Annotated in this window: 15 protein-coding genes and 1 pseudogene; 7 read left to right on the top strand and 9 right to left on the bottom strand. The window is 71.6% G+C overall.

Features of this window, described 5'->3' with window-relative positions:
* The 6 genes and pseudogenes from EBO15_RS38765 to EBO15_RS45570 form a co-directional block, all read right to left on the bottom strand.
* A pseudogene (locus tag EBO15_RS38765) lies at positions 1-252 on the bottom strand (PucR family transcriptional regulator); the annotation flags it as partial.
* A 51-nt stretch (positions 253-303) separates the two neighbouring features.
* On the bottom strand, positions 304-1,410 hold the full coding sequence (gene menC / locus EBO15_RS38760; protein WP_122199452.1) for an o-succinylbenzoate synthase: 1,107 nt from the start codon (positions 1,408-1,410) through the stop codon (positions 304-306).
* Positions 1,407-2,306: a GNAT family N-acetyltransferase gene (locus tag EBO15_RS38755; RefSeq protein ID WP_233616760.1), complete on the bottom strand. Its 900-nt coding sequence runs from the start codon at positions 2,304-2,306 to the stop codon at positions 1,407-1,409. The genes menC and EBO15_RS38755 overlap by 4 nt, the downstream gene beginning before the upstream one ends.
* Positions 2,303-3,475, bottom strand: coding sequence for a M20 family metallopeptidase (locus tag EBO15_RS38750; protein ID WP_122199451.1), 1,173 nt, complete (start codon positions 3,473-3,475; stop codon positions 2,303-2,305). Before EBO15_RS38750 ends, EBO15_RS38755 begins: the two co-directional genes overlap by 4 nt.
* A complete protein-coding gene (locus tag EBO15_RS45575) occupies positions 3,475-4,875 on the bottom strand; it encodes a serine hydrolase domain-containing protein (protein ID WP_233616759.1) in 1,401 nt (466 codons plus the stop codon). Before EBO15_RS45575 ends, EBO15_RS38750 begins: the two co-directional genes overlap by 1 nt.
* Positions 4,868-6,781: a S9 family peptidase gene (locus EBO15_RS45570; RefSeq protein WP_199745097.1), complete on the bottom strand. Its 1,914-nt coding sequence runs from the start codon at positions 6,779-6,781 to the stop codon at positions 4,868-4,870. The genes EBO15_RS45575 and EBO15_RS45570 overlap by 8 nt, the downstream gene beginning before the upstream one ends.
* Positions 6,782-6,956: 175 nt before the next feature.
* On the opposite strand from EBO15_RS45570, the gene EBO15_RS38740 reads away from it, so the two are divergent.
* Positions 6,957-7,802 (top strand): M55 family metallopeptidase, encoded by an 846-nt coding sequence (locus tag EBO15_RS38740; protein WP_122199450.1) that lies wholly within the window; start codon positions 6,957-6,959, stop codon positions 7,800-7,802.
* Between the two features lie 158 nt (positions 7,803-7,960).
* On the top strand, positions 7,961-8,383 hold the full coding sequence (locus EBO15_RS38735) for a hypothetical protein (protein ID WP_122199449.1): 423 nt from the start codon (positions 7,961-7,963) through the stop codon (positions 8,381-8,383).
* 142 nt (positions 8,384-8,525) lie between these two features.
* Here EBO15_RS38735 and EBO15_RS38730 read toward each other — a convergent pair whose 3' ends face one another.
* On the bottom strand, positions 8,526-10,184 hold the full coding sequence (locus tag EBO15_RS38730; RefSeq protein WP_158628476.1) for a M20/M25/M40 family metallo-hydrolase: 1,659 nt from the start codon (positions 10,182-10,184) through the stop codon (positions 8,526-8,528).
* 469 nt (positions 10,185-10,653) lie between these two features.
* Here EBO15_RS38730 and EBO15_RS38725 point away from each other — a divergent pair, with 469 nt between their 5' ends.
* Both EBO15_RS38725 and EBO15_RS38720 read left to right on the top strand, forming a co-directional pair.
* On the top strand, positions 10,654-11,658 hold the full coding sequence (locus EBO15_RS38725; RefSeq protein WP_122199447.1) for an ArsR/SmtB family transcription factor: 1,005 nt from the start codon (positions 10,654-10,656) through the stop codon (positions 11,656-11,658).
* A 142-nt stretch (positions 11,659-11,800) separates the two neighbouring features.
* A complete protein-coding gene (locus EBO15_RS38720; RefSeq protein WP_122199455.1) occupies positions 11,801-12,442 on the top strand; it encodes a hypothetical protein in 642 nt (213 codons plus the stop codon).
* 73 nt (positions 12,443-12,515) lie between these two features.
* On the opposite strand, the gene EBO15_RS38715 is transcribed toward EBO15_RS38720, so the two are convergent.
* Positions 12,516-13,058 (bottom strand): MauE/DoxX family redox-associated membrane protein, encoded by a 543-nt coding sequence (locus tag EBO15_RS38715; protein WP_122199446.1) that lies wholly within the window; start codon positions 13,056-13,058, stop codon positions 12,516-12,518.
* Positions 13,059-13,240: 182 nt separating this feature from the next.
* A complete protein-coding gene (locus EBO15_RS38710; RefSeq protein ID WP_233616758.1) occupies positions 13,241-13,699 on the bottom strand; it encodes a MarR family winged helix-turn-helix transcriptional regulator in 459 nt (152 codons plus the stop codon).
* A 161-nt stretch (positions 13,700-13,860) separates the two neighbouring features.
* Between EBO15_RS38710 and EBO15_RS38705 the strand changes: the two genes are divergently transcribed.
* From EBO15_RS38705 to EBO15_RS38695, 3 genes are all read left to right on the top strand, one after another.
* Positions 13,861-14,058, top strand: a complete 198-nt coding sequence (locus tag EBO15_RS38705; RefSeq protein ID WP_122199445.1) for a hypothetical protein — start codon at positions 13,861-13,863, stop codon at positions 14,056-14,058.
* Positions 14,059-14,170: 112 nt separating this feature from the next.
* Positions 14,171-15,163: a hypothetical protein gene (locus EBO15_RS38700; protein ID WP_122199444.1), complete on the top strand. Its 993-nt coding sequence runs from the start codon at positions 14,171-14,173 to the stop codon at positions 15,161-15,163.
* Between the two features lie 53 nt (positions 15,164-15,216).
* Entirely contained in the window at positions 15,217-16,362 is a 1,146-nt protein-coding gene (locus tag EBO15_RS38695; RefSeq protein WP_122199453.1) for an acyl-CoA dehydrogenase family protein, read from the top strand.
* Positions 16,363-17,230 lie beyond the last annotated feature (868 nt).

The following is a 17,230-nucleotide window of genomic DNA, read 5'->3' as shown; positions in this document are numbered from 1 at the left end:
GGACCGGACGATGACCGCGGCGGCGTCGAGGGCGGCGGCCCGTTCGACGAGCGCCGCGACGGGCCCGGCGCCGTGCACGCCGACGCCGAGGACGACGGCGCCGGGGAGCCGGGCGGGCTCGTCGTGGGGGTCGTGGATGAGGACGCCGCCGACCGGGCGCGCCGGGTCCGGGTCCCCGGCCGCGACCTCGACGAGGGTGGATCCCAGGTCGGTGAGGATACGGCCGAGGACGGCGGCGGGCGGCGTGGTCATCCCCTCAACGTAGGCGATCTTCCCTGGTCGCCCGCGCGGCGGCCCCGCCGATCAGGCGGCGATCCACTCGGTGGCGACGGTGACCTCGGCGAGCCGGGCGGGGTCGGGCAGGACGCCGAGGCCGGGTCCGGTCGGCACGCGCAGGTGGCCGTCCTCGAGGACGAACGGCTCGGTGATGTCGGTCCTGTAGTAGCGGTCGGACGCGGAGGTGTCGCCGGGGAGGGTGAAGCCCGGCAGCGCGGCGAGGGCGACGTTCGCGGCGCGGCCGAGTCCGCTCTCGAGCATGCCGCCGCACCAGACGGGGACGCCGTGCGCGGCGCAGACGTCGTGGATCCGGCGGGCCTCGAGGTAGCCGCCGACGCGTCCGGGTTTGATGTTGACGATCGAGCAGGCGCCGAGGGCGATCGCGTCGGCGGCCGACCGGGCGGACACGATCGACTCGTCCAGGCAGATCGGGGTGCGGACGGCGGCGGCGAGGACGGCGTGGCCGCGCACGTCCTCCTCGTCGAGGGGCTGCTCGATGAGGAGGAGCCCGTAGTCGTCCAGCCGGGCCAGGTGGGCGGCGTCGGCGACGGTGTAGGCGGTGTTGGCGTCGACCTGGAGCGGGACCGCGTCGCCGAAGCGCTCGCGGACGGCCGCGACGGGCTCGACGTCCCAGCCGGGCTCGATCTTCAGCTTGATCCGCCGGTACCCCTGGGCGAGGTAGCCGTCGACGGCGTCCAGGAGCGCGGGGATCGAGTCCATGATCCCGACAGAGACCCCGGCCGGGACCCGGTCGGCGGTCGCGCCGAGCCAGGCGCCGAAGGACAGCGACCGGGCGCGGAGCCAGGCGTCCAGGACGGCCGTCTCCAGCGCGGCCTTGGCCATGCGATGGCCCTTGATGTGGGCGAGCGCCGGTGCCACGGCCCACGGATCGAGGTCGGGACGGGCCGTCAGGGCGGGGATCAGGTGGCGGCGGAGCACGTCGACCGCGCCGTCGGTGTACTCGGAGGAGTAGACGGGGTCGGCCATGGTGACGCACTCGCCGTACCCCTCGCCGTCGCCGGTCTCGACCCTGACCAGCAGGATCTCCCGGGCGGTCTGCGTTCCGAACGAGGTGCGGAACGGCGCGACCAGCGGCATCGCGATCCGGCGCAGTTCGACTCCGGCGAGCTTCATCGGGGGTCCCCTTCGTTGCGTTCGAGCACGTACCGGCCGTCCCGGGTGAAGCCGGTGACGGTCGCCCCCTCGGCCATCAGGCCGCCGAGGACGTCGCGGACGGCGTGCCGCCACTCCCGGGCGGTCTCGGGAGCGGAGACCCGCATGGCCTCCACGTCGGACGGGACCCGGACGAGGACGGTCGGTCCGTCGAGGCGTCCGGCGGCCGGGGTCCCGTCGGGTTCGGCGTCGAGCCCGACGACCGGGCGCGGGCCCGCGTCCGGAAGGTCCGGGCGGTGCGGGCGGCCCTCGCAGGCGGCGGTCGCGCGCGGTCCCGTCAGGTCCCAGTGGACGAGGAGGCGGTCGGTCGGCTCGCCCTGGTTCACCTCGTCCCGCATCGCGCCGTAGAAGTCGGGCAGGTACTCGGCCGGGGCCGCGCCGAGTTTCGCCAGGTTGAAGTAGGCGTTGCGGGCGATCAGCGGATCGAACGTCCAGCTCACCCTGGTGATGCCCCGGTCCAGGGACCAGGCGCGCTGGTGCAGCTTGAGGGCGTGGCCGGCGCCGCCTCCCCGGGTGGGGCCCTCGAGTCCGGCGATGTGGGAGTGGAGTCCGTCGGCGGCGAGCAGGCCGACGCAGGTCCCGGTCATCCGCCCGCCGGTGTACACCCCGACGACGTAGCCGCCGATGTGCTCGATCACGCGGATGAACTCGGGGGTGATGAGCGAGCTCCCGGCCGGGGGACGCCACACCCGGTCGATCAGCGCGGACGCCTCGGCCAGGTCGCGGAGGTCGGTCAGCTCCCTGATGTCGACGCCCGCGGCGTCCGCGGCCCGCTCGGCGGCGCGGCCCGCGGCCCGCCGCACGGCGTCGGCGACCTCTGTGGCGGCCGCCGGGCCGGTCTCGGGTCGGTGGGTCATTCCGGTTCGCCCTTCGATGTCGTCAGGTCGCGGACGAGCGCCGCGAGCAGCGCGGTCCGGCGCGGCAGCTCGGCGACGATCACGTGTTCGTGGTCGGCGTGTGCGCCGCCGCCGACCGCTCCGAGGCCGTCCAGGGTGGGCGTGCCGGCCCCGGCGGTGAGGTTCCCGTCGGAGCCGCCGCCCACGGCGACGCCCCGCAGGGGCCCGAGGCCGAGCTCCTCGTTCAGGCGGGACGCCAGGGCGAACAGCCCCGCCGACGACTCCTCCTGGAGCGGCGGGCGGTCGGGGCCGCCGGTCACCTCGAGTCGCGCGCCGGGCAGCGCGGGACACAGCGCGCGCAGCGCCGCGTCGACCCGGTCCTGTTCGGCGGACGTGACGGCGCGGACGTCCACCAGCAGGACGGCCTCGTCCGGGACGGTGTTGCGGGTCGTCCCGGACGAGGCGACCGTCGGCGTCACCGAGGTGCCCGCCGCCGGGTCGGCGAGCGCCGCGACGGCCTGCACCTGGTGGGCCAGCTCGACGGTGGCGTTCACGCCGCGGTGCGGTTCGAGCCCGGCGTGTGCCGCCTTCCCGACGATGCGCAGGTCGTAGGTGGACACGCCCTTCCGAGCGGTCTTCAGCGCGCCGCGTTCGCTCGCCTCCAGCACCAGGGCGGACGAGACCCGGCGGGCCTCCGCCTCGACCAGGGCGCGGGAGGTGCGGGATCCGGTCTCCTCGTCGCTGGTGGCGAGCACGCTCACGCCGTCCAGGTCGTCCAGGAGGGCCAGGGCGTGGAAGATCTGGACGAGCCCGGCCTTCATGTCGAAGCAGCCGGGGCCGGTCATCCGCCCGCCGGTCACGGCGAACGGGTGGGTGGCGAGCGCGCCGACGGGCCAGACGGTGTCGAAGTGGCCGAGCAGCAGCACCCGGTCGCCCGCGCCGAACCGCCAGCGCAGGTGCGGCCGTCCGCCGGCCTCCAGCCATTCGGGGTCGGATCCGGTCAGGCGCGCGCCCAGCTCGGCGACCTTCTGGGCGCAGCGGCGCACGGCCGCCACGTCCGCGGTGGGCGACTCGACGCGCACCAGGTCCCCGATGTCGGCGACCATCTCGTCCGTCCGGGCCTCCGCCTCCGCGTACAGGTTCGGCACGGGCGCGTGCGGGTGCGGCGTCGCCGCGTTACGGTCCGTCATCAGCCCACCTTGGGCGTCGCGCGAATGCCGTGGTGGACGTACGGGGTGCCGTCGTCGAGCTCGTAGAACGTCACCGGGAACCAGCCGCGCATGCCGGGCCGCCGGACGACGAAGACCCCCGGCTCCAGCGGCAGCAGCGGCTCCTCCTGGCACCGCTCGGACTCGGAGAGCATCGCGGCCAGCTCCCCGGTCGCCGTGGACCGCAGGACCAGGCCGCCGTCCCGTTCGAACACCTCCATGCGGGTCGACGCGCGCTCGTAGACGCCCACGTGACGCGACGGGTCGTCCGGGACGTGTGTCTCGGAGGGCTCGGGCGGCGCGGGCACGTCGACCCCGGCGAGGTCGGAGAAGATCTCGCCGTAGAGGTCCTGGAAGAGGCTCCTGGTGTCGCCGCCGTTGGTGAGCAGGCAGACCGCGAGCCCCGCGTCGGGCAGCACCCGCAGGAAGGCGCTCTGGCCGATGGTGTTGCCGTCGTGGCCGTACAGGCGGCGTCCGGACCAGCCCATCAGGATCCAGCCCAGCCCCCACGCGTCGCCCAGGGTGCGGGTGTCGGGCAGGGCGACCTGCGGCGTCCGCATCGCCTGCGCGGCGTCCGCCGAGAGCAGGCGCGCGCCGCCGGGGGTCAGGCCGTCGTCGAGGTGGAGACGGGCGAAGGTCAGGACGTCGCGGGGCGTGGAGCAGATCAGGCCCGCCGGTCCGGTCGAGCGCATGAGCGTCCAGTGCGGCGCGACGGCGGGCGGGTCGCCCATGTGCCCGGCGGCGGCGCGGTGGCGCAGGACGTCCTCCGGAAGCGTCGCGGTGTGGGTGAGGCCGAGCGGCTCGTAGAGGCGTTCGCGCATCAGCCGGTCCCACTGCACGCCGGTGACCTGTTCGAGGACGCGGCCCGCCAGGGTGAATCCGGCGTTGCAGTAGGACATGGTCGCGCCGACCGGGTGGTTGGCGGCGGCCTCGGCGAGGAGCGCGGCGTAGCGTTCGAGGCAGTCGTCGCCGCGTCCGGTGTCGACGAAGAAGTCGCCGTCGATCCCGCTGGTGTGGGTGAGCAGGTGCCGCAGGGTGACCCGCCCGGTCAGCTCCGGGGTGCCGAGCCGCAGGCCCGGCAGCGTCTCGGCGACGGGGACGTCCAGGTCCAGGACGCCCTCGTCGACGAGCGCCATCGCGACGGTGGCCGTCCAGACCTTGGAGATCGAGCCGATCTGCCACAGCGTGTCGGTGGTGGCCTCGATCCGCGCGCCGACGTTGGCCAGGCCCGTGGCGGCCTCGGTGATCTCGCCGCCGGCCAGGATGCCCAGGCTCGCGCCGGGCACGCCGTGCTCGGCGGCCAGGGCGCTCAACCGCCCGGCCCAGTGCGCGGCATCGACGGCGCCGGGCGCCACTCTCTCGTTGAACGGAATGTCAGTCACGGTCGCCTCCCAGGTGTTCGGTGACCCAGCCGACGAGACGGCGGGAGTAGTCGGCCCGGTGCGAGGGCCGTCCGGTGAGCAGGAACATGTGGTCGCCGCCCGGATACCGGACGAGGCGGACCGGCACGCCGCGCGAGCGCAGCGCGTGGAACCACTGCTCGGCCTGGCCGACCGGGCAGCGGTCGTCGGCCTCGCCGTGCAGGATCAGCGTCGGGACGCGCACCGCGTCGGCGTGCGTCAGCGGGGACAGCGCGGCGAGCCGGTCCCGCGGGCCGATCTCGGAGTCGATCAGGTCCTGCCCCACGTCGGACGTTCCGGCCATCGAGACCAGGTCGGTGACGACGCCGCCCGGGACCGCGACCCGGAACACCCGGCTGCGCGCCGACAGCCAGCACGTGAGGTACCCGCCGTAGCTGTAGCCGGTCAGCGCGATGCGGTCGGGATCGGCCAGGCCCTCGTCGACCAGGGCCTGGACGGGTTCCAGGACGTCCCGCTCGTCGCCCTCGCCCCACGCGCCGAGCGCGGCGGTGTAGAACGCCTCGCCGTAGCCGTCGCTGCCGCGGATGTTGAGCGCCAGGATCGTCCAGCCGCGGGCGGCGAGCTCGTGGTGGTAGAGGTGGACGGAGTCGGCGTGCGGCGCCCAGGCGTTGTGCGGGCCACCGTGGACGTCCACCAGCAGGGGGCCGCCGGGGGGCGCGGCGGGGTCCCGGATGAGGAAGCCGTGCACGCGGGTGCCGTCGGAGATCGTGAACTCCCGTTCGGTGATCTCCGGGAGGTCGACGCCGGGCAGGGAGTCGGCGGTGTGCCGGGTGAGGCGGGTCGTCCGGTCGGTGGCGAGGTCGAGGAGCTCGATCTCGGCGAAGCGGGTGGCGTCGGCGACCAGCACGGCCGCCCGGCCCGTCCCGGCGGCGACCGAGCAGGCCGCGACGCCGGTCCCGGCGGGCAGCGGGACCTCGGCGATCCCGGCGTCCCCGAGCCGGTACAGGCGGGTGACGCCGCGGTCGCGGGCGCAGAAGAGCAGCCCGCCGGCGTCCTTTCCGGTGAACTGCGGGAGCGCCCCCGGATAGCCCGGCATGCCCGGCATCACGTTCCGGTCGAGCGCGGCGGTCAGCACGGTGCCGGACGACCCGTCCAGCGGCTGGCGGACGAGATTCAGGTGCCCGGCGCGGACGGTGTCCTGCCCGACAACCAGCAGGGCCTCACCGTCCGGGAACCAGCCGACGGACGCGGTCACACCCTCGGTGTTCCCGAGCACGCGCAGGTCGACGCCGTCCAGATCCGTCACACAGGCGACCAGCGCGCCGGTCACGTCGGCCCGGTCGCCGACCGAGGCGGGGAACGCCAGCCGGGTCCCTTCGGGCGACCAGGCGGGCTGCCCCGCGCGGTGCACCCCGTGCCGCACGGAGTCGGTGATCCGCGTGGTCTCGCCCGTCGCGACGTCCACCACGAACAGCGCGGTGGGAACGTTCCCGAGCAGCCCGTGCCCGTCGGCCTTGTAGCCGAGCCGGTCGACCTGGACGGGCGCGTCCGGGTCGGGCCGGTCGGCGGGGGCCGCGAACGCGATGCGGGCGCCGTCCGGGGACCAGACCGGGACGCCCGCGTCCCGGTCGGTCAGCGGAACGGCCTCGCCCCCGTCGGCGGGCAGCAGGTGGATCCGGCCCGCGCGCAGGAACGCCAGCGTCGCACCGTCCGGGGACCAGCGCGGCGCCAGGTCGGCGGGGCCGCGCGTCAGCGGACGCGGCGCCCCGCCGTCCGCGCGGACCTCCCACAGCGCGCTCTCCGCCCGGTCGAGCTCGGCGTCCTGCGTGGTCAGCGTGTAGACGACCCGCTCCCCGCCCGGTGCCAGGGCGGGATCGCCGGGCAACGCGAGCAGGTAGAGATCGTCGATGGCCAGGGGTCGGTGCACAGGGCCTCCTCAACACATCCGCTTCGTCCGCCGCCCATGGGCTGAACGGTAGGCACCCTCCGGCGGCCCCGATTCGTGCGGCCGCACGAAAATCCTGCCCGTTCCCTGTGTCGGGCACCGAAGCCGCCCCGCTCCCACCCCCGGCATACTCGCGGCAAACACGAAGGGAGCGGTCTTGGACGTCTACATCTCGGTGGATATGGAAGGCATCGCCGGCATCGCCACGGTGGACCAGATCGTGCGCGGAGGGCACAACTACCCCCGCTCGCAGGAGCTGATGACCGCCGAGGCCAACGCCGCGATCGCCGGCGCGTTCGACGCGGGCGCCGACACGGTCGTGGTCAACGACAGCCACGGCACGATGGACAACTTCCTCCAGGACGCCCTGGACGAGCGTGCCCGCCTGGTCACCGGCTCCCCCAAGGCCCAGTGCATGGCCCACGGCCTGGACGGACGCCACGCCGTGGCCCTGTTCGTCGGCTATCACGCGCCGGGCGGCTGTCCCGGCGTCCTCGCCCACAGCTTCTCGTCGTTCTTCACCTGGCTGCGCCTCAACGACGAGATCGTCTCCGAGGCCGAGGTCAACGCGCTGCTGGCCGCCGAGCACGGCGTCCCCGTCGGCCTGGTCACCGGCGACGACCAGATCTGCGCCCTCGCCGAGCGCGTCTTCCCCGGCGTGGTCACCGCCACGGTGAAGACCGCCGAGGGCTACACCGCCGCCGACAGCCTGCACCCCCGGCGCGCCCAGGCGCTCATCCGCGAGGCCGCCACCGCGGCCGTCGGGAACGCCCCGTCGCTGCGTCCCGTCCCCCTGCCGGAGCGCCTGGTCGTGACCGCCGGGTTCCAGATCCCCACGGCCGCCGAGTACGCCGCCGACGTCCCCGGCGCCGAGCGCGTCGACGAGTACACCGTGTCCTGCGAGGTCCCCGACCTCCGTTCGCTGATGGGCCTCATCGGCGTCTGGTACAGCACCGCCGCCCTGGCCGCCCGCACCCGTCTCGCTCTCATTGACCGACGCTGACCGACGCTGACCGCCCGTCCGCGCGCGCCGATCGGTCCCGGCACGGGGCGTTTTCGAGGCAGATGCGAAAGTGGCGCACGTCACACGATCAATACTTAACCTCTTGCGTAAACAACGCATCTAACGTCTCGTCCACCAAGACGAGACAGGAGTTGCTGATGCGACGCAAGCTCATCCTCACCGCGGGCGTTCTCGCGACCGCCGGGGCGGTCACGCTGGGCACCGCCGGGGCGGCCTCGGCGAAGTCCAGCTTCACGCTGAAGGCCGGCCACAAGACCGTCCACCCCCGCAGCACCGTGGCGTTCCAGCTGCGGGCGGCCTCCGACTCCGCCGGGGTGCACCTCAGCGGACTGCGGTTCTGCCTCGAGCGCTCGGCCGGCAAGGCGAAGTTCACGACCGTGAAGTGCACGACGCTAAGCCACTGGAACCGCAAGGACGAGGCGCAGATCTACACCATCGCCTACAACGTGGGCGCGAAGAAGGGCGCCTACACCTTCCGCGGCAGCGTCCAGTCCAAGGACAGCCACAACCACTGGCGCCACCCCTACAAGAGCAACACGGTCCTGCTGCACGTCAAGTGACCGGCCGAACGAGCACTGACGCGCGTGTCGTAGGACGGCAGGGGAACGCCCCTCCGCCACGCGCCATGTGAGGCCACACAGGGGACGGCCCCGGCGGTGACACACCGCCGGGGCCGTCTCATGTTCGCGTGATCACCTTCGGTCAGCTGGTCGGGGCCCCTCTGTTACTCGGATGGGCCTTCGGTGCCAAGGGATGGACGCGTGGATTGGCCGCCGCGCCCAGCACCTTCGTGTCGAAGGCCATGTTGACCACCATGCCGGCGAAGCCCTTGGACATGAAGGTCAGGACCTTCGGGTCGTTGTTGGCGAGGTTGTCGCACCAGCGGAACGGGTTGTCGACGCATCCGCCGTCGCTGCTCGGGATGGTCCCCTCGAAGTTCCCCAGGGTCCCGCCGAACATGTCGACGTCCGACTGGAGCTTGCAGCAGTCCTGACCGGTCAGGACGCCGCTCGCGGGGACCCCGGCGAGGTTGAACTGCTCCGCGTCCGTCCCGATCGGGGAGAACAGGATCTGCTTCTTCCCGATGGAGTTGAAGTAGTTGATCCCCACGTCCCGGGCGACCTTCGACGGCTCGTACACCTGCGGCGGGAACTGCGTCGAGACCACGCGGGTGAACAGGTCGACGCCCGCCGGGTCGAGCACGCCGACCACGTAGTTCGGCGTCGCGGTGACGTCCGCGTCGAGGTCGTAGCCGATCTTGCCCAGCTCGGTCGGGCTCAGGTTGTTGACGTAATACGACGAGCCGAGCTCGCCCAGTTCCTCGCCGCCGAACCAGATGAACCGCAGCTTGTTGCGCGGTGTGACCTTGCGCATCAGCTGGGCGACGTTGAGGATCGTCGCGGACCCGGAGGCGTTGTCGAGCATCCCGGCGCCGTAGATCGCGTCGAGGTGCGCGTCGACGACCACGGTGTGGTTCGGGTCGCCGCCCTTGGAGTCGGCGATCACGTTGTAGTCGTCGGCGTTGGGGTCGACCTTCGCCTGGATGTCGAGGTTGAGCTTCGGCAGCGCCGTGTTGTTCTGGACGGCCTGGTTGTACTGGTCGAGCAGGTCACTGCCCGTCTGGAACGCGGTGAACGCCACCGGGATCGTCGGGACGATCCGGTTGCCGTCGGCGTCGGTGAGGCTGCCGGAGATCACGCCCGTCCGCCCCGGGTTGCCCTCGTTGAAGACGACCACTCCGGACGCGCCGGCCGCCTGCGCGTTCAGGACCTTGACGCCGTAGTTGCACCCGCCGCGCTGGATGAGCGCGACGCGCCCGGCCTGGAAGCCGCTGAAGTCGGACGCCTTGCACCCGCTGGTCGAGCTGGGCGTCGGCGACGGCGGGAGGACCATGCCGCCCGCGGGTTGGAGCTCCGCGTTCGCCGTCCCGGTGCTCTGGCCGGGGTTCCAGTCGGTGACCACGGTGTAGTCGTGCGGCGTCGGCGACACCGAACGGAACGTCGGGATGCCCTTGTAGGCGAAGTAGAAGAACTTGTACTTCTGGATCGTGACGTCGTAGCCGGCCTGGCGCATCAGCTTGGCGACGTAGTCCACCGACGCCTTGTACCCCGGCTCCCCGGAGTTGCGCGACGCGTGCCCGTCAGGCCCCGGGTTCGCGTCGGCGATGGCCTGGAACGCCTTCATGTGGCGCCACAGGTCCTCGGTCCGGACGCACTCCACCAGCTTGCGCGCCGTGTCGTTGACCCGGTTGGCGCATCCGGCCGAGCTCGGCCCCTGATCGGCTTTCACGACCGTGGGCGCGGCCCCGGCCGGCGCGGTGGCGACCGCCGCGACGAGCGCGGCACCCGCCCCCAGAACCATGAATGGACGCGACAACCAACGATGTCGACGTGACATGCGACAGCTCCCCTCGCACACCAATGACATTCGGCAAGAGACCGAACGAGGATCACTGTCGCACACCTCCCGCCTCATGAGAACCATTCACCAATAAAGTGACCTTCTCCGGCCAGAACCCCACAAATTACAAATGTAGATCACCGTCCACTTCCTTTTCCGAAACCATTCCACTTCCTCCGCCGGCACCCGAATGACGGGAGGCCAGGCACCCACGATCCGTCGGGCGACCTCGCGTTTCTCGCCCGCCCGTCCGAAGCGGGGCCGGACATCGGGCCGCCCGCGACGCCCGTCCCCCGCGACGGAGGGATGGCCTAATTCGGCCAGTGGTCAGGGCGGCTCGGCCGAACCTGATCAGGGCGGCCGACGGTCGTAGTAAGGAGAAGTGGCAGAGATTTCGGGTTCGCGTGGCCCGGCGGCACGGGGTGGCGAAATGCTGAGGATTCATTTCACCGGTGACGATCTTCCGCGGACGCGGCTGGCGGCGGGGCCGGACGCGATGTGGGAAGGACTGCTCAGCCTGTACCGGCTGCGGCGCCCCCAGGGTGCGGCGGTGTTCGGACGGTGGCGGCGACGCGTCGGACCGAAGGTCCCCGACTCGGCGCGCATGCTGACCGACCTGGTGCCGTCCGCCGGCTACGCCGTCGACTTCCTCACGCCCGTCACCACCTCGGGGACGTTACGGGACGGCGTGGAGGCCCTGCGCGGCACCCGCCGCACCCGGTTGCGCGGCGACCTCGCGGAGCTGGCCGCGCGGCACCCGGGCCGTCCCGTCCCCGGCTGGGTCGCGGAACTGGCCGCGGGACGGACGGAGACGGTCGCCAAGATGGCCGACGCCGTGACCGAGTACGCCGAGGTGTGCCTGACGCCCGACTGGGACCGGATCGACGCCGAGGTCCGGCACGACCTGGCCCTGCGGACCAGGGCGCACGCCGAGGGCGGCTGGCCGAAGGTGCTGGGCGGGATCCATCCGTCGGCGCGGTGGAGCTACCCGGTGCTGGAACTGGACTACCCCGCCGACCACGACATCGTCCTCGACGGACGCGGGCTGGTGCTCCAGCCGTCCGTCTTCTGCTGGGGCGCCCCGGTCACCCTGCTCGACCCCGAACTGCCACCGGTCCTGACGTACCCGGTCGCCGACGAGGCCCGATGGCCGGTGAGCCCGTCCCCCGCGTCCAGGGAGAAGGCCGTCGCCGCGCTCCTCGGCCGGACGCGGGCCAGGGTGCTGGTGACGATCGCCGTGGGCGCCTGCAACACCACGCAACTGGCCCGGCGCGCCGCGATCCCCGTGCCGACCGCCAGCCATCAGGCCAGGGTGCTCCGCGAGGCGCGCCTCATCACCACCCGTCGCGAGGGCAACCAGGTCCTCCACACCCTCACGCCCCTGGGCGCCGCCCTGCTGAACGGAACCGTCGCCCCACCAGCCGATCCCCTCTGACGCGGGAACGCCGTCTGGGCCCCGGCCTACCCGGAATGGGGGATTCAGGCCCCCGTCCACCGGGCGCCCAACCCCACTGGCCGAAGCTCCCGAAAGGCGAAGGATTCAAAGCGTCCCCCCACACACATCGATGGGAAACGCGATGAACCTCTCTCTCGCCCGCCGCCTTACCGGAATCACCGGACTCGCCGCCGCGGTGGCCCTTCTCCTGGAAGTCCCGCTGTATTTCGTCTACTCCGGCGCACCGCCCGCGTCGAACGTCCTGAGCCGACTGCTCATCGGAGTCCTGGCGCTCGGGTTCGTGCTCACTTTCGCGATGTCCTTCCGGGAGTTCGTCGCCCAGGCCAGTCCGGAGAACGCCTGGATCGGCCGCCTCGCCGGCGGCGCGGGCCTCGCCTACGGCGTCGTCACGCTCGTCTCGTCCGGGCTGGAGGCCGGGGCGGTGATCGCGTCCGACCATCCGATCGATCCCACCATCACGGTCGACGGCACCTACATCCTCTACGGGACGATCGGCCGGATGCTCCTCGCGATGTTCCTGGGATCGGTCGGTTACGCCATCCTCCGAACGTCCGTCCTGCCGCGCTGGGCGGGCCTGCTCACCTGCGGCCTGGCCCTGGTCAACCTGGCCTTCATGCCGTCCCTGTTCTTCGGCAACACACCCGCGCACTTCTACGCCGCCAACGGCTGGGGCACCACCGCCCTCATGGGCGCGCTCTTCAGCTGGTGGCTCCTCGGCACGGCGATCGCCCTCCTCCGCCGCCCGAAGCCCGCGACCACCTGACCCCGCCCCCACAACAAAGCGCCCCGCCATCTCAGCGGGGCGCTTTCGCGCATGCGTGGCTGGAAAGCCGGGTTCAGCGGGTGCGGCCGCTGGCGGGGGTCGGGGTTTGGAAGAGGGCGGCGATGTCGTCGACGAAGACAGTCAGGGCGGTCAGGAGGCCTGCGGTGACCACGGCCAGGATGATGCCGGGGACCTCGCCGGGGACGCCGTCCCCGACGGTGAACGCCACGACCGCGCCCAGGACGGCCGCCGCCAGCAGGATCACGTTGCGGGCGATGTGCCAGCCGCTCATCGGGACCTCGCTGGAACCGAAGCACGCGCACTTCACGGTCGTCCCGCGCGCGACGACGATCGTCGGCACGGCCGTCAGCCCGACGCAGAACAGCGCCGCGGCGACGAACCCGGCGGTGACGGTGGCGGGCACGGCCAGCAGCAGCGTGATGAGGAGTTCGGCCGCCGGGACGAGCCAGGCCAGCGGACGCCGCGACCACGCCGGGATGAACTCGAAGCCCTTCAGGGAGGCGGCGAAGACACCGGGTGAGCGCAACTTGCCCACGGCCGCGAGCGTCATCACCAACGCCAGGGTGAGGCGGCAGGCCAGCGATGCGTAAAGCACGGATGCTCCTGGGTGAGAAGGGGCCGGTGGCTTTCGAACGTCCTGGCCGGGGTCGGGTCAGGACGTCCTCCGGGCCGGGTTCGCAGCCACTCGTTTCATGATCACCCAGAAGGGGCCCGGCCGCAATGGTGGATTCAGCCGCCCTCTTCGGGGCCGTTCAGAACCGCGTGGCGGCGTCCGTCTCAGGTGGTGCCGTCGCCGGCGGCGGCGATGACGCGGGTGAGCGTCCGGTGCAGGTCCTGGAGTTCCTCGACGCTCATGCCCAGGCGCTCCATCATCGTGGCGGGGATGCTCTCCGCCCGCTCGCGCAGGGCCTGACCGGCGGGCGTGACCGTGACGGCCAGCAGGCGCTCGTCCCGGACGTCCCGCTCGCGGCGGATGAGCCCGGCGGCCTCGAGCCGCTTGAGCAGCGGCGACAGCGTGCCCGGGTCGAGCTGGAGCAGGCGGCTGAGCTCCTTGATCGACAGCTGCCGGTGCTCCCAGAGCGCCAGCATCACCAGGTACTGCGGATGGGTCAGCCCCATCGGCTCCAGGATCGGCCGGTAGTGCGCGAGGACGCTCCGCGAGGCCACGACCAGGGCGAAGCAGACCTGGTTCTCCAGGGCCAGCGGGTTGGGGATGTCGCGCAGATCACCGGCCACGATTCCTCCTGAGACGCGGTTGTGGGGTAGAAAGATAGTACTGCAACGTTTTGTACACCAAACATTTGCGCGTCAACCGAGACCCGGACGGTCCGCGGGACGCGCCCCGCCCCGCCGGCGCCGTCACCCCGGACCGCCGCCCAGCGCCCTGAGGAGAATGGATGTCCCTCAAGCGACCGTCCTTCCTGCCGTCCCTGGACGAACTGGAGAACCAGGCGCTCAAGCGCTCCGCCGCACCGGCCGAGGCGGGCTCCCAGTTCGACCACCCCACCGCCAAGAAGCTCTTCTGGGCCGTCGGCATCCTCACCGTCATCGCGCACGTCGTCGGCGGGATCATCTTCGCCATCCTCGGCTTCTGAGCCACCGCCCTCCCGCAGGGCGGTTCCCCAGGCCGGCGCCGCACCTCGGATCCGCCATCCCGACGTGCGACGCCGGCCTCCCGCCGTCCGGCGCGTCCGCCATGATGTGCCCATGTGGGAGAAGACCTCCAAACGACGGGACCACCGGCCGGACGCGGACGCCGCGGACCTTGAGGCACAGGTCATCGCGTTCGGAGAATCGCTGCAAGCGCACACCGCCACCCCCGACGACGCGAAGTCCCGGCGGGACCTGAGCAGAGCCCTCGACGCATACGACGCGGCCACCAAGGCACTCGACGGCACCCCCGACGCAGAACGGACACTGCGGGCACTGCACACCGGACGACAGGCCCTCGACCGCCTGAACGCGCGACTGACCGGACGCCCACGACCACAACAGCTGCCTCTGTGCTTCTTCGACGCCCGCCACGGCCCGGCGACCACCCACGCCCGCTGGGGATCGTCCAACGGCAGGCCGATAACGATCGCGGTCTGCGCCGCCGATGCCCTCCACCTCAAGGAAGGGCGCGCGCCGCACATGTCGCGGACCGTCCAGGAGGCGTTCGCGTCAGAGCTGCCAGGCGGCAGCACGACATCCCACCAGGTCGAACTCCCTCGGGAGCGCCCGAGGGTGCTGATCGTCCGCACCGAACGTCCCGCGCGGGTCGAGCTGCGGTTCGAGAACAAGGACAGGCGCAGTTCCCGCTTCTACGCGCTCGGCGGCGGCCCGGATCCGGTCGTCGCACGCGTCCCCGCCCCAGGAACGCGCCGCACCCTGAGGTTCACCGCGACCTTCCCCGATGGCGAAGCCGCAGCATGGACGGTCAGCGCCGAGCCCGCCCACACCATTCCGAACGTGGACGACGACGGACGGCGAGGAGACGGGTCCGACGTCATCCGCTTCGAAGGCACAGCGGAAGCCTGGATTCTCCGGCATCGCGGGCGCGGACAGGTCGCACTGGAGGCCCTGGACGACGACCTGGCCTTCGTGGCGAGCGTCGCGTCCGGCGACGGGGACGTGGACCTGGAGTTCCGCTCCCCCGGACCGGGCTACTACCAACTACGCGCCCACGGAACCTGGCTACTCCACCCCGATAGATCCTGACGCACCGGCATGCTAGGTTCCGAATCTGATTCGGTATCGACGTGGAGGCGGCCGTGGCAGGCGATGTGTGGAGCACTCCCGAGCGGACGGCCCTGCGGGCGATGGTGCGCGACTTCACCGAACGCGAGGTCCTCCCCCACCTGGACGGATGGGAGGAGGCCGGCGAACTGCCGCGCTCGCTGCACCGGACGGCGGCCAAGGCGGGCCTGCTGGGGATCGGCTTCCCCGAGGACGCCGGAGGCCAGGGCGGGTCGGTCCTCGACGCGCTGATCGTCGCCGAGGAGATGATCCAGGCGGGGGCATCCGGCGGACTGGTGGCGTCCCTCTTCACGCACGGGATCGCGCTCCCGCACATCGTGGCGTCCGGCGACCGGAACCTGATCGAACGATTCGCCATACCGACCCTCGCAGGCGAGACGATCGGCGCACTGGGCATCACCGAACCGGACGCCGGATCGGACGTCGCGGGCCTGCGCACGACGGCCGTCCGGGACGGCGACTCCTACATCGTGAACGGCTCGAAGCTGTACATCACGTCCGGCGTCCGAGCCGACTTCGTGACCACCGCCGTCCGCACAGGCGGGCCAGGCTTCGGCGGCATTTCCCTCCTGGTCATCGAGAAGGGCACCCCCGGCTTCGCCGTCTCGCGGTCCCTGCGGAAGATGGGCTGGCTCTGCTCCGACACGGCCGAGCTCTCCTTCACCGACGCCCGGGTACCGGTCGGGAACCTCGTCGGACCGGAGAACAGCGGCTTCGTCCAGATCGTCCAGAACTTCGTGGCCGAGCGCCTCTCCCTCGCAGTCCAGGCATACGCCCACGCACAGCGCTGCCTCGACCTCACCCTGAACTGGGTACGCGACCGCGAAACCTTCGGCCGCCCGCTGTCCTCACGCCAACTCGTCCGCCACAAGGTCGCCGAAATGGCACGCCAGGTGGACGTCGCCCGCGTCTACACCCGCCACGTCGCCGAACGGCACGTGTCGGGCGAGGACGTCTTCACCGAAATGGCCTTCGCCAAGAACACCGCCGTCCAGGCATGCGAGACCGTCGTCAACGAGGCCGTCCAACTCCACGGCGGCATGGGCTACCTCCGCGAGTCCGAAGTAGAACGCCACTACCGCGACATCCGCATCCTGGGAATCGGCGGCGGCACCACCGAAATCATGACCGAAATAGCCGCCAAACGCCTCGGCCTCTAACCCAGATTGCCAGTCGCCAATGCCACACGAAGTGATCGTGGAGCACAGCGACTCACCTCGGAGCCGACTGCCGATACCGAACACAGCAACCCGATACGTACACCTCACCCGAACACCCGCGCAGGCAAGCTCGAGAGTCACTTCAAAGGTGACGACCCACTTGGGGTCGTTGCGACCGGCAACTCGACGCCGATCCGCGACGCCGTCGCCGCCGGGCTTCAACGGTGACGACCCGCTTGGGGTCGTTGCGACTCGGCTCCCACGCGTGGGACAGGACGTCGACCATGAGGCTTCAACGGTGACGACCCGCTTGGGGTCGTTGCGACCTGTATCTGAGCTGCGATGATTACGGAACGCAATGGTCCCGCAGGGCTCAGCGTGATCCACTATGGAGTTATGTCCGATTCTCGCTTGGGAACCTCCCAGGGATTCTGTGGGCGCTTGAGGTTCCGAGGCAAAGCTGGGGTGCACCTGCGGGTTGTCAACGCTGGCTCTCGCTGCTCCCTGAGGGGCTCGGGTAGGTGACGGCTACCCGGTGCTTGATCGTTGGCGCAAGGTCATGGGGCCGATGCTGCGCCTGCCTGTGTCACGGAGAGCCTGGGGCGCGGCCCCTCAAGGACAGTCCTGGCTCGTTGTCATGTCAACTGGTCACATCCGAAGGCCTGACTCCCGCCATGGAGGTTCATAGTCCGGTGGTACGGAACGGCGTCCCTTGCACGGGATGGCACTCGTTCGGTGATGCTAAGGGTTGTCCCGTAACGGTCGGGTGCTGTGCGCGATGATCTTGGTGTGGAGCGGGTGTTCTGTGCGGATGACCAGGTGTGGGTGCCGACGTTCACGGGGTTGTCGGTTCGGCAGTTCCGTCGTC

Source organism: Actinomadura harenae (assembly GCF_003696215.1).
Classification (GTDB): Bacteria; Actinomycetota; Actinomycetes; order Streptosporangiales; family Streptosporangiaceae; genus Spirillospora; species Spirillospora harenae.
Note: the sequence above shows the minus strand (reverse complement) of the source record. Positions and strands in the feature narration are given on the sequence as shown.